This is a genomic window from Streptomyces sp. NPDC055189 (genome assembly GCF_053606765.1).
Genome location: NZ_JBSGSG010000001.1, coordinates 358,618 through 371,351, shown reverse-complemented (window position 1 = coordinate 371,351; position 12,734 = coordinate 358,618). Strand labels below are relative to the sequence as shown.

Sequence of the window (12,734 nt, the reverse complement as noted above, 5' to 3'; positions counted from 1 at the left end):
CTTGCCCCGTCTCAGCCCATAATGGGGACGGCTCCTCCTGCCTGCAGTCGCCACAGTTCGGCGTACCGCCCGCCCTTTTCCAGCAGAGCGGCGTGGGTTCCCTCTTCGGCTGCCACGCCGCCGTGGTCCATCACGTAGATCTTGTCGGCGTTGCGGACGGTGGACAGCCGGTGCGCGATGACAATCAGGGTGCGATTCGTCGAGAAGGCGTGCAGAGCCCGCTGGATGGCCGCCTCGGTCTCGTTGTCCACTGCCGAGGTGGCCTCGTCAAGGATGACGATCGGTGGGTTCCTCAAAATCGTGCGGGCCAGAGCGATGCGTTGCCGCTGGCCACCGGAGAGTGCCACGCCGCGTTCTCCGACCATGGTGTCGTAGCCGGCGGGGAGCGCTTCGATGAAGGTGTCCGCGTCGGCGCTGCGTGCGGCGTGGGCGATGTCGGACTGCTGCGCTTCGAAGGTGCCGTACCGGATGTTGTCGGCGATCGTCCCGTCGAAGAGGAACGGCTCCTGGGCGACGTATCCGATGGCGCTCCGCAGGTCGCGCAGTCTGAGGTCGCCCACGTTCACCCCGTCCAGCAGGACTTCTCCCATGTCGGCGCGCTGAAAGCGCATCAGCAGTTTTGCGATGGTGGTCTTCCCTGCGCCCGTGGCACCGACGAGGCCGGTGACCTGGCCTGCGGCGATACTCATGGACAGATCTTTCAGGGCGGGTGGCCGTTCGGGGTAGGCGAAGGTCACGTCCTTGAGTGAGATCTCGCCCGCGACTTGTTCGGGCCGCAGTGCCAGGCCTGCGCCGTCCGTCTCTGGGGGCAGCTGGTGCAGACGCTCGGCGTGCTCCAGCGTGGCCAGTGCCTCACGGTATTGATCGGCTGCCGGACCGAGCCGCCTGATGCGCCACAGGGCCTGGCCGGGGAGTTCCACCAGGAGGCTGAACGGCTCCAGTCCCAGACTGCCACCGGCCACCGCCCGCCCGCCGAACAGCAGCGTGATCGGCAGCGCGGCCATGGCGCAGAGGCGTACGGCCTGCGCTTGGAACGCGGTGCAGCGTTCGGCGCGGAAGCTGGCTGCGCTGTACTGCGCGCCCAGTTCGGCAATACGCGCCTCCTCGTGCTCCTGGGCGCAGGAGGCCTTGATGGTGGCGCCTGCCTGGAGGTTGTCGACGAGTCTGGCGTGCAGACGTGCGCGGCCCTCACCGGACTGCGCGTGATGTGCGCGCGCCCGCTCGTGGTGGCGAAAGGACAGCCAGGCGATCAGGGGAACGGGGGCAAAGACGGCCCAGGCGATCTGCGGGGCGATGAGGAGGAAGGCGGGGACGAGCACGGTGACGCTGGCCGCCAGGGCGACCAGGTCCTGCAAACCGCCCGCGACGAAGGCGCCCATCTTGCTGATGTCCTCGGTCAGTACGCGCGCGGTACGGCTGGTTCGCTCACTTTCCAGGTCGGATTGGGGAAGGCGCTGCACCGCGGCATAGGTGCTGGTACGCCAGTCGTGCTCGACCGTGTGACCCAGCTTGCGCCAGGCCACGTCGGCGGCGTAGCCCAGTCCGGTCACGGCGACACAGGCCACCGCACCCGCTGCGGCGAGGAAGGACAGCTGGCTGAGCAGGCTGCTCAGTCCCAGACTCACCAGGGCGACGCTGCCGTTGCGAGCCACGGTCATCACGGCGAAGGACACGGTGGCGAACAGCGCGGATTCGGCGGCTTGGGCGAGCACGGTCAGCAGCGCCGCACGGAAGAACAACCGCCGGTGCGGGCCGATGATCCGCGACAGCGAGTGGCGGCCGTGTGCGCTCTGTGCCGCCCCGGGAGGAACTTGGCCGCCGCCGGAACGCCGCCACGCCCGTCTGATGACGGCGGCTGTCGCGACGGTCACCACTCCCAGACTCACCACGGGGTGCAGCAACGCCGTGGCGCAGGATTTTCCGCAGCCGAGAGCCGCCGCGGCCCCCACGACGCCGGCGATCAGTGCCAGTGGTCGGCGGCTGGCGCTGTTGTCAGCAGTCTTTTGCCCGGCAGGCCTCCTCGCGCCGGGAGGACGTGTCCCTGCGGCATCCCGGGGGCTGCCGGGGCGGCTGTCGTGTAAGTCCGCGGCCCGGTCGAAGGAGTGCACCAGGGCCTGGCGGAGCGAGCGGGCGGCCTGCCCCGCATTCAGAGCGTGATCATGCAGCACCAGCACCCGGCCCGTGACCGGGCTGGCGTGCACCTTTTCGATGCCCGGCACCGCCTGCAGGGTGGTTTCGATCAGCCCGGCGAGCACCGGGCGGTTCACGACGGCAGATACCTCCCAGCGCTGGCGTCCAGGAAGCACTGAACGTGCCCGGACCACACCCTGGATCGGGGCCTGTCGAACGGGCGGAGTCGTGGCCGATGCGTTCAGCACAACGGGCATGGAGGGCAATCACCGGTTCGCAAGGATGGCGTGGGCATGGACGAGGGCTTCGGCTGCAACGTGCCGCGGCGGTAGGGCGTTCAGGCAGGCACGAGAGCTGTCGCTCGGCGCCCCGGCGTGCATGGGACGGCGGCGCGCAGTCCACGGTCATCTGTGCGCCGGTGCACGCCGTGCCGCAGGCCCACGAAGTACGTCGTGGGCTTCGTGGGCCTCGGCCGTGCCGGGTGTCATTTCGCGGCGGCTTTGCCCCTCTTGGCGGCCATGGTGTCAGTGGCCTCCTCGACGAACATCTCGGCGGCGGCTTCTGCGGCGATGTCGTGGAACTCCTCGTTCGCCCGGTGGGCGGCGCGCTTGGCATCGGCGACGATCTTCATCGAGGTCTTGACCGTCCCATGGAGGATCGGCTTGGCCACGTGCTTTGCGGCACTGGTCATGACCATTCCGGCCAGGAAGGGGAGAAGGACAGGGGCCATGGGAACTCGTTTCCTCTCGCGGCGGGGCAATACGGGTGGCGGTCACCGGGCGGCCTCACCACGTCGGGTCGGCGGCTGCCGGTACTCCGGAGAAAGCTATCGCCGCAGCCTTGGCGGCACGGCCCCTCTCACCCACGGGGCATTTCCTTGGAATGCAGAATTGAGACGTCTCAGACCTTATTCCGTCTCAAGTTAACGGCCTTCGGGAAAGTCGCAGTCGTTCACTCATACGTGTGCACGGTCCGGCGAGACCACGCAGAAGTCGCGGCCCCTTCGTCCGGCCGACGCCACGGAGGCGATGTGACCGACGAGCGCGGCCGGGGACACCTCGGGGGCTACAGCGGTTTCCACAGGCCCTTGGCTCAGGCCATCGCGTCAGCGTTTCCCTTGGAGTTGGTGTCAGGGCCGCGCTTTTCGTCGAACAGGGTGTTGAGATGCTGGGCGAGAGCGGCGCATGTGGGGTGGTCGAAGACGGTGGTGGCGGCCAGGCGCAGACCGACGGCGTCGGCCAGGCGGGTGCGGAGTACGACGAAGGCGCGGGAGTCGAAGCCGTATGCCCGCAAGGGTTGCTCCGTGTCGAGGGCTTCGGGGGTGGCGTGGCCAAGGAGGCGGGCCGCGTGCAGGCGGATGAGCTCCGTGAGTTCCTGGGTGCGCTCGTTGGGGCGCAAGCCTTGCAGACGAGCGCGGTTCGCCGCCGGCCCGGGCGTGTCCTCTGCCGGGCCGGCGGCCAAGGGGGCCGTTCGCCGGGTACGGGGGGTGGTCAGGGCGGTGAACAGCACGGCGGAGGTATCGGGCGGTGGCGGGGTCGCGGCGAGCACCGGTTCGTTCATGGTCAGCATCGCGTCGAAGGCGGCCAGGGCCTGTCGGGTGGTCAAAGGGGTCAGTCCTTGCTCGGCGAGCCGGCCCCGGTCGGCGTCGGTCAGGTTGCCGGTCAAGCCGGTGGGCTGTTCCCAGATGCCCCAGGCGATGGAGGTTGCCGACAGGCCCTGTGCGCGCCGGTGTTGAGCCAGTGCGTCCAAGAAGGCATTGGCCGCTGCGTAGTTGCCTTGTCCGCGAAGCCCGAGCAGCCCGGCCATGGAGGAGTAGCACACGAAGGCGCGCAGATCGGTGTCACGGGTGAGTTCGTGCAGGTGCAGGGCGGGCTCAGCCTTGGCCTTCAGGACGCCGGCAAGGTGTCGGGGCGTGAGGTCGGTCAACAGCGCGTCGTCGAGAATGCCCGCTGTGTGGATGACGGCGGACAAGGGGGCCTCGGACGGGATGTCCTCCAGGAGTTCGCGAAGTCGGGACCGGTCGCTGACGTCGCAGGCGGCGAGGGTGACGCAGGCGCCGCGGGCGCGCAGCTCGTCGGCCAGGTCACGGGCGCGGGGAGCCTGGTCGCCCTGGCGGCTGGCAAGGGTGAGGTGCCGGATGCCGTGTTCGGCGACCAGATGGCGGGCGAGAATACCGGCGAGGGTTCCGGTACCTCCGGTGATCAGTACGGTGCCGTGTGGATCAAGGGCGGTGGTCGGCTTCGGCGGACCGGGCCGGCGGCTGTCGGCTGCGGCTGCGGCTGCGTCGGGCTGAGCCGATCGAGCGGCATGGGCCAGGCGGGGTACGAGGGCGGTGGTCTCGCGCAGCGCCAGCTGTGGGTGGCCCGTGGCGATGCTGTCCGCGAGCGCCTGCGTGTTCAGCGTGTCGCCAGGGACATCGATGAGCTGGAAACGATCGGGATGCTCGCTTTGGGCCGAGCGCACAAGCCCTGCGCAGGAGGCTGCGATGACGTCGCTGACCGTCTCATCGTCCCGCGTGACCACCGCCCCGCTCGTGACAACAGCCATGCGTGCCCCTGCCAGGTTCTCCTTGGCCACGAAGGTTTGGAGGACCTGCAGCAGGTCGGAGGTGCGCTGGTGGAGTGGCCCGAGGATCGCGCCGTCCTCAGGTGCCCTCTGGCCGGTGGTGCGCAGATCCAGCAGGACTACGGCGGGTGCGGCCGAGCCCGCATCGATGGCTGCGCTGAGGGCTCCCAGGTGTGCGTGGGGGGTCCCTGGCAGGTCATCGCGCGTGGTGATGGTCGCCCAGTCATCGGTGGAAGCCGGGGCGGCCCGGGACACGGGGTGCCAGGTGAGCCGGTACAACAAGTCACCGACTGGCGTGAGGGCCTTGCGCAGTTGCCGGCCGGTGACGGGCATCAGCCGCAGGGCTTCGATGTCCGCCACGGGCTCTCCGGCGAAACTGGTGAGCGTGACATCGACGCTGTCGGCGCCCGCCGGAGTGATCTTGACGCGTGCTGCAGACGCGCCGTTGGCGTGAATGCGGAAGGATCCCACCGCGTAGGGCAGGCGCACCAGCGTTTCCTCGTTGCCCATGACGAGCCCGTGCAAGGCGGCGTCCAACAGGGCGGGATGCAGTCCGAAATCGCCGGCCTGCGCTAGTTGATCACCGGTGAGGCGTGCCTCGGCGTACAGGGTTTCACCGTGGCGCCACAGCGCGGTCAGGTTACGGAAGGCGGCCCCGAAGCCATAGCCGCGCCGGGCGAGCCGGGCGTAGCACGCGTGTACGTCCACCGGCTGGGCCTGCGCGGGCGGCCCTGCCTCGGCGCCCGGCTCGCCCGGCGCGCCGCTGCCGCCCGGGGCAGAAGTGACTGCTTCGGCATGGCAGATCCACTGGCCGGGAGGTTGTTGGTGGCGCGCGTACAGGGCCACCCGGCGGCGGCCCTCCTTGTCCGAAGCCCGGCAGTGCACCTGCAGTTCGACCGCGGCGTCCGGCGTGAGGACGAGCGGCGCGTGCAGAGCGATGTCGTCCAGGCCCGTGCTCCCCGCGTACCGGGCGGCCCAGGACATGGCGTCGAGCATGCCGGTGGCGGGCATCAGCGTGGTGCCGTTGAGGCTGTGGCCGGCCAGCCACGGGTGATCGGCCAGGGAGACCCGCCCGGTCAGGGCAACGCTGGTGTCGGGCATGTCGGCGGCAGCAACCAGCAGCGGGTGGCCGGCCGGTGCCAGGCCGGCCGCGGGCAGATCGGGCCGTGCAGGCTGCGGGGGCAGCCAGTACCGGGTGCGTTGCAACTGGTAGGTCGGCAGGTCCACTTCGTGCGCGTCGGGGTAGAGGCGGGTCCAGTCGATGGGCAGGCCGCCGGTATGGGCATCTGCCAGCGCCGTGGCGAAGTCGGTCAGATCCCCCTGATCGCGATGCAACGTTGCGCTGACGTGTGCGTAGACATTGGCTTCTGCCAGCGTGTCGGCCATGGCTGCGGTGAGCACCGGATGCGGAGAGACCTCGATGAAGTGCCGGTGACCGCCGGCCAGGGCGGTACGGATCGCCCGGTCGAAGCGCACGGTGCGGCGCAGATTGCCGTACCAGTACTGGGCATCCAGGGCGGTGGTGTCGATGGTGCGGCCCGTGGTCGAGGAAATCATGGGGATGAGAGCCGGGCGCGGTGCCAGTGCGGCCAAGTCGCCGAGCACCCGCTCGCGAACGCTTTCCATGTGCCGCGTGTGGGAGGCGTAGTCGACCGGCAGGCGCCGTGCGTGGATGCCTTCGGCCGCGCAGTGGGCCAGGAACGCGCTGGCGGCAGGGGCATCGCCGGCAATGACGGTGGCCGAAGGGCCGTTGACCACCGCCACTTCCAACTGCCCCTCCCACGGCGCCAGCAGCCGCTCCACGTCCCCGGCGGGTCCGGCCACCGACACCATCGCCCCCGGTGCGCTGACCAGGCGCAGCGCACGGCTGCGGAGCGCGACCACACGGGCCGCATCCGCCAGCGTCAACGCACCGGCAATGTGTGCGGCGGCAATCTCGCCCTGGCTGTGGCCGATGACCGCACGCGGCACCACACCGTGCGCCTTCCACAGCTCGGCGAGAGAGACATAGACGGAAAACAGCACCGGCTGCACCACCTCAGCCCGCTCCGCGAGCTCCGCATCCAGGTGGCACGCGGCCTGCAGCACGTCAAAGTCCACCAGCGGGTCCAGGGCCGCAGCACACCGGCGCATCGCCGCTGCGAAGACCGGGGACGTCTGCATCAGACGCGCCGCCATCGAGGCCCACTGCGCGCCCTGCCCGGGAAAGACAAACACCGCTCCTTTGCCCGTGCGGGACGTTGCCCGCACGGCACTTGCTCCCGGCTCGCCACCGGCAGCCAGCTCGTCCAGACCGGCCAGCAGCGTGCCCGGGTCATCGCCGATCACCGCAGCGCGATGTGCCAGGGGGGATCGGGTCGTGGCCAAGGACCAGCCCACATCCCGCACGTCCGCCCCCTTCTTTGTGCGGACCCAGTCGGCGAGGGCCGCTGCCTGAGCCGTCAGCGCCTCGGGATGCGCCCCATAGAGGGGCCACACCACCGGGACACCGGGGCTGCTGAGGCTCTGTGGTGCAGGCGCCGGAGCCACCCCGGGGGATGCAGGTGCTTCTTCCAGCAGCACGTGCGCATTGGTACCGGTGATTCCATAGCCCAGCACGCCGGCCCGCCTCGGCTGCGCGCCGCGAGGCCAGGCGCGCGGGTGGTGCAGCAGCCGCAGACTGCCCGACCAGTCCACCGCCGGGGTGGGCACCTCGGCGTGCAAGGTGGCCGGCAGCACCTCGTTCTGCAGCGCCAGCACCATCTTGACCACGCCGGCCAGCCCGGCAGCCGTCTGGGCGTGCCCGATGTTGGACTTCAAGGAGCCGACCCATACGGGATCGTCGCTGGTGTGGAAACGGGCGTAGGCAGCCTGCAGGCTCCTCGCCTCGATCGGATCGCCCGTCGGCGTTCCCGTTCCGTGTGCCTCGATCGCGCCCACCTGAGCAGGTGCCAAACCCGCGTCCTGCAGCGCGGCAGCGATCACTGCCTCCTGGGCCGGACCACTGGGCACGGTCATGGCGTCGGCGGCACCGTCATTGTTCACGGCGCTGCCACGGATGACGGCAAGCACGGGGCGACCAGAAGCCTGAGCCTGAGCCAGTGGCATCAACACGAGCGTGACCACCCCCTCTGCGGGAGAGAAGCCGCTCGCTCCTGCGCTGAACGCCCGACAGAAACCATCGGCGGAATGCGCCCCCAACCCCGACAGCTGCGTCAGCATCGTCGGCCCCGCCATCACACAGGCTCCAGAGACAATGGCCCTCTCACACTGCCCGGTCCGCAGCGACTGCACCGCCAGGTGCAGGGCAACCAGGGAGGACGAGCAAGCTGTGTCCACGGTCAGCGTCGGACCTCGCAGCCCCAACGTGTAGGCCACCCTCCCCGACGCGGCACTGCTCGTGGTCCCCAGCGTCAGATGACTCTCCAGACCGGGTACTCCCCCGCGAGACTGCAGGTAGTAGCCGCTGTCCATCAGCCCCACATACACACCGGTGACGGTGTCGCGCAGCGCATGCGGAGCGATCCGCGCCCGTTCCAGAGCCAGCCACGAGCTCTCCAGCACAAGCCGGTGCTGCGGATCCATCCCCGCTGCTTCGTTGGGACCGATTCCGAAAAGCCCGGCGTCGAAGTCCGCCACACCGTCAAGGAACCCCCCGGCACGCACATATGTGGCGCCCTCGACACCCGGCTCAGGATCGTAGATGCGTCGCAGATCCCAGCCCCGGTCCTCGGGCAGGGCGGCGGCCACGTGCTGACCTGCCGCCACCAGCCGCCACAGCCCCTCGGGGGACGTCACACCCCCGGGAAGGCGACAGTCCATCCCTACGATCGCAATCGGCACCTTCGACATGACCGCCGCTCCCTCACTGCCTGGATAGGCGGCACCTGAACGCCCGCACACACGCTGCTAACGACGTCCGCGCCATCGGGGGACTACGGCAACCGGGGGAAAAAGATCACACAGCACAGGACTCCGCCACAGACCATCCCATCAACCACGCGACCAGCACGAAGCGTTGCAGCTTGCCCAGTTGGCTGCGCGCGCTTGGCCACCGGAGCAGCGGAGTCTGGGTGTCGTCGAGCGTCGATTCGAGCTTTCGCACTCCCCCGCATATCTACAAGAGGCCCGTCTGCCTGCGTATGCGGTCAGCAAGACCCCGGACATGCACACCTGACCATGCGTAATGCGTGCGATGCGGTTGTCAGTCAGCTGAGCGTCGGGGCCGTCCCGATGCTGCACACTCTTCACCGCAGCAACAACTGCATCGTGTGCACCGGCCAGCGTGAAGCCCCCGACCGACAGCACGAGGGACAGGGGCTTCGCTGCGAGCGGCGGCGGGGGCAACAGGGTCGAGCCGGCCCCGCCCGGTTCAGGGGGCCGGCTCCTCGTACAGCACGCGCCCCAGGGAGCCTTCGGGGTGCTGTGGCAGGGGCACGATCCCGAGGTCCGACCGGCACGGCGGGCACAGGTAGATGACGCGTCCGCCGCAGGAGACCGTGGGCTCGAGGCCGACGGGGATCGGCTCGGCCGTGTCCTCGCGGCACTCCCGGCTGGTTCTGATCACCGCGGACACGCCGGCGCGCACGCCCACAACTCCGCAGTGATCGTCCTGCCGAAGCAGTCCCGGTACGTGACGCAGCCGAGCAACCGATCACGAAACAGGCGCCGGCCGCACAACGCGCACGCCTGCTCGGAGAGTTGCAGATTGCTCAGTGTCTTCGGATCGGGAAGCACGCCAGGGCGGACCACGCTCACCTTCACGGCGTCCGCTCCTGAGCCGGGCGGCTCACCTCGTGCACGGTGGCACGAAGGATCTCATCCCCCATGGCCTCGCGGATGCGGGCCGGGTCAGCGTCCCATTCACGGCCCCCGCCCGGCGGGCGCAGCTGCAGGTAGGGGCCTTCGTGCCCCATCACACAGCCCATCCTCATCCGCGCGGTGTCGACGACCAGGGCGCCGACGGGGAACCCTTCGACGATGTCGTGCGCCGTATCCTCAGTGCCTGTCTGGTCGCTGTCGTTCGGCATGTTCGCCTGCTCTCCAGGTGGATCATGCCCCCGGCCTGTCCACGCAGGTGCGGGGGTCCTTCCGTGAAGACCCTTGCGTGGGATACCTGCCGCTCCCATCCCATGGCCCTATGGGGGCGCCCTATATTCGAGACATGGGAAGGGAAGCCCCCCTCGATCTGTGGTCTCACCCGCAGTTGATCGCCGCGCTCGCCGATCAGGACTGGGGGGCGGTCCTCCGTACCTACCGGAAGCTCACCGGTCTCAGCCAGACGAAGGTCGGGGAACGCGTGGGCCTTGCCCAGTCCGACGTCTCGGACATCGAGCGCGGGCGGCGACAGGTGACCTCAAGCGAATTGCAGCAGCGCATTGTTGCCGGGCTCGGGGCGCCCCCGGGCCGCCAGGGCGACACTGCCCGGCTCGCCCCTTCCGGCGCCCCCAGTCTCGCCCTTCCCGGGCCGGGCCCGGACGAAGACCTCCTGGCCCGCGTCGCGAGCGCGGTCAACTCCCGCACCCGCGTCGACGGCCCCACTCTCGACTGGCTGGACCGGCTGCTGGCCGAACACCGCCGTGCCGAAGACGTGATCGGTTCACGGCCGCTCGTGGACGTGATGCGCCAACAGCTCCGCAGCGTCGTCGACCTGTACAGCAGCGCCCGCGGCCCTCTCGCCAAACGGGTCGTACGACTGGCCTCTGAGCACGCGCAATTTCTCGCCTGGATGGCCCAGGACCAGGACCAGACCGCCGCGGCACTCGCCTGGTACGACAGAAGCCACGAATGGGCGCTGGAGGCGGGGGACTCCAACATGGCCGCCACGACACTCAACATGAAAGCCCATCAGGCTTGGAGCAAGGGACACGCCACCCGATGCGTGCGCCTCGCGGAGGCGTCCCGCTGGTCCTCTCCGGGCACGTCCCTCGGAGTTCAGGGCATGGCCACGCAGATGGCAGCCCGCGGACACGCGCTCAACGGAGAAGCTGATGAAGCCCACCGCCTTCTCGACGAAGCGCAGGAGACCATGAGCCGGGCAGCCGAGCACCCCGAGTGCGAACCGCCGTGGATGTACTTCTACTCGCCCAACTGGTTCACGCTGCAACGCGGGATGGCAACGCTGCACCTGCGAGACTGGCAGTCAGCCATCGATCAGCTCACCATGGGACTCGCAGCGATGCCGGACGCCTACCGGCGCGACAAGACCTGGTATCGCTCCTGCCTCGCCCACGCGCTGGCCGGAGCCGGCGAATCGCCCCAAGCCGTGGCCGTGGCCACAGCGAGCATCCCCGATGCCGCGGCCATCGGACGACCTCACGCATGGAACGAGCTGCACACCACGGCAAGCATCCTCATGCGCAGGTCGCCGACGCATGGCCGTCAACTGGTCTCTGCTTTACGGGCGTTCGCCTGATCTCCTCCTGCGCAGCGCCGATCCGGACGTCTGCCTCTCCTTCGAGCGAGTATGGGGATCGGCAGGCCTGGTGACGTGGAGGGGCGGGCATCGTGAGCAAAGCAACCCGCAGGATTGATTACTGGAGGGACCCGAACGCGCCCAAGCCGACCAGCCGGAAGACGTCAGCGTCGGCGTTCGTACGCGAACGGACGAGGGAACCTTCTCTTGCTGCACCGGGTGGACAACGGCTTCTGGACCATCCCGACTGGAGGGGTGAAGAAGGGTGAGACGGTTGGGCAAGCCGCGGTGCGGGAGTGCCGTGAGGAGACCGGCCTCGACGTCGAAATCACCGGTCTGGTCGGCGTCTTCTCCACACCGGCGCATGTGATCGCCTATATGCACGGCGAGCGGCTGGACGAAGTGCGTCAACCTATCAACATCTGCCTGCGCGCCCGCATGGTGGGCGGGGTTATCTCAGCGGAGCCCTCCGAAGCCTCGAAGGTCTGATGGGTAGACCCGGAAGACCTTGATGCCTATCCGATCCACCCGGCACTGCGGGCACGGATAGATCACGGGCTGACATCTGAGACTCCCTACATCAGCTGACTATCCGGCGCCGCGCGTCCTCAACAGCGGGAGTCTCCGTTGTCTGGCTTTGGCCCGGCCGTTGCGGCCATATACCCCCGCCGTAGCGAAGCGCAGGCCGTGGCCTTCGAAGTGGGTGGCATAAAGCAGGCTTTCGATGTCCACACGGCAATGATCTCAACGGAAGCGGCGGGTCGAGGCCAGGCGTTACGGCCTACGCCAGGGAGTTGATATTGATGCGCACGGTAGCGATCACCGGCACCCGAAGCACTGACCATCGAGGCCTCGACGAGTACACGTCCCTATTCGGCTGTTATCTCGGCCCCTTCGTCGACGATGCGCACTTTTACATCGGTGGGGCGAAGGGGGTCGACTCCCTCTCCCTGCTGTGGCTGGCCGGCACCTCCGACGCGCAGATCACGATCGTGACGCCGGGCACCGTCGCCGAGCAGCCGGCCGAGGCGCGACAGGCGATCGTCCGGTCCCGCGACCGGATCAAGGAAGTCGTCGAGCTCGGGTCCGTTGAGCTCACGTCAGCCGCGTATCACGCACGGAACCGGTGGATGGTCGACCGTTCGCAGTTGACGATCGGTTTCCCGCATCACCGCGAGCCGAGCAGCGGAACGTGGCAGACCCTCAACTACGCCGCAGATATGGGGAAACCCCGGCTGATCGTGCCCGTGTAGTACGGTTTTGCGCCACCATGGCGAGCATGGATGGCTGGGCTGCGAGGGCGGAAGCGCTGAGGGCACGTCGTCACAGGCGCGGCCTGTCGCTGTCCAGCGCGGCGCGCGCCCGGCTCAGCATCGCCGCAGAACTCCAACAGCCCTGGGACGCGTTCCCCTCTGTGGCCGGCGTGCAGCGGCCCGTCGCCCGCCGGCGCCGGGAAAGCCGAACGCCCCGTCCTGCCGGACACGCGCTGCCAGCTCTTGCTCGCCCACCTCTACACCCGCAGTCCCGCCGGCGAGGTGGTCCTCGGGGCGGGCTTCGCCTTCGCCGAGTTCCTCCAGGTCCTCGCCGGCTTCGGGGAGGGCAGACGGCGCATCGCCGTGCTGCGCAGCCTGATGGTGCACGCCGC

At 69.1% G+C, this 12,734-nt stretch carries 8 protein-coding genes; 3 read left to right on the top strand and 5 right to left on the bottom strand.

Annotation, left to right across the window (positions count from 1 at the left end):
• Positions 1-11: 11 nt before the first annotated feature.
• The 5 genes from ACWFR3_RS01650 to ACWFR3_RS01630 all read right to left on the bottom strand — a co-directional run bounded on the left by ACWFR3_RS01650 (position 12) and on the right by ACWFR3_RS01630 (position 9,704).
• On the bottom strand, positions 12-2,267 hold the full coding sequence (locus tag ACWFR3_RS01650) for an ABC transporter ATP-binding protein (RefSeq protein WP_453732496.1): 2,256 nt from the start codon (positions 2,265-2,267) through the stop codon (positions 12-14).
• Between the two features lie 347 nt (positions 2,268-2,614).
• Positions 2,615-2,860, bottom strand: a complete 246-nt coding sequence (locus ACWFR3_RS01645) for a DUF5132 domain-containing protein (RefSeq protein ID WP_453732495.1) — start codon at positions 2,858-2,860, stop codon at positions 2,615-2,617.
• 362 nt (positions 2,861-3,222) lie between these two features.
• Positions 3,223-8,526, bottom strand: a complete 5,304-nt coding sequence (locus tag ACWFR3_RS01640) for a type I polyketide synthase (RefSeq protein WP_453732494.1) — start codon at positions 8,524-8,526, stop codon at positions 3,223-3,225.
• Between the two features lie 520 nt (positions 8,527-9,046).
• Positions 9,047-9,262: a hypothetical protein gene (locus ACWFR3_RS01635; RefSeq protein ID WP_453732493.1), complete on the bottom strand. Its 216-nt coding sequence runs from the start codon at positions 9,260-9,262 to the stop codon at positions 9,047-9,049.
• Positions 9,263-9,434: 172 nt separating this feature from the next.
• Positions 9,435-9,704, bottom strand: coding sequence for a hypothetical protein (locus ACWFR3_RS01630; protein ID WP_453732492.1), 270 nt, complete (start codon positions 9,702-9,704; stop codon positions 9,435-9,437).
• Positions 9,705-9,838: 134 nt separating this feature from the next.
• On the opposite strand from ACWFR3_RS01630, the gene ACWFR3_RS01625 reads away from it, so the two are divergent.
• The 3 genes from ACWFR3_RS01625 to ACWFR3_RS01615 all read left to right on the top strand — a co-directional run bounded on the left by ACWFR3_RS01625 (position 9,839) and on the right by ACWFR3_RS01615 (position 12,342).
• Positions 9,839-11,089, top strand: a complete 1,251-nt coding sequence (locus tag ACWFR3_RS01625) for a helix-turn-helix domain-containing protein (protein WP_453732491.1) — start codon at positions 9,839-9,841, stop codon at positions 11,087-11,089.
• Positions 11,090-11,296: 207 nt separating this feature from the next.
• Positions 11,297-11,578: an NUDIX domain-containing protein gene (locus tag ACWFR3_RS01620; protein ID WP_453732490.1), complete on the top strand. Its 282-nt coding sequence runs from the start codon at positions 11,297-11,299 to the stop codon at positions 11,576-11,578.
• A 314-nt stretch (positions 11,579-11,892) separates the two neighbouring features.
• A complete protein-coding gene (locus tag ACWFR3_RS01615) occupies positions 11,893-12,342 on the top strand; it encodes a hypothetical protein (RefSeq protein ID WP_453732489.1) in 450 nt (149 codons plus the stop codon).
• Positions 12,343-12,734: the final 392 nt, after the last annotated feature.

What these genes read in the sequence shown, in the direction of transcription:
- ACWFR3_RS01645 (WP_453732495.1), bottom strand. Translation starts at nt 2,860, where the DNA reads ATGGCCCCTGTCCTTCTCCCCTTCCTGGCCGGAATGGTCATGACCAGT.
- ACWFR3_RS01640 (WP_453732494.1), bottom strand. Translation starts at nt 8,526, where the DNA reads ATGTCGAAGGTGCCGATTGCGATCGTAGGGATGGACTGTCGCCTTCCC.
- ACWFR3_RS01615 (WP_453732489.1), top strand. Translation starts at nt 11,893, where the DNA reads ATGCGCACGGTAGCGATCACCGGCACCCGAAGCACTGACCATCGAGGC.
- ACWFR3_RS01625 (WP_453732491.1), top strand. Translation starts at nt 9,839, where the DNA reads ATGGGAAGGGAAGCCCCCCTCGATCTGTGGTCTCACCCGCAGTTGATC.
- ACWFR3_RS01630 (WP_453732492.1), bottom strand. Translation starts at nt 9,704, where the DNA reads ATGCCGAACGACAGCGACCAGACAGGCACTGAGGATACGGCGCACGAC.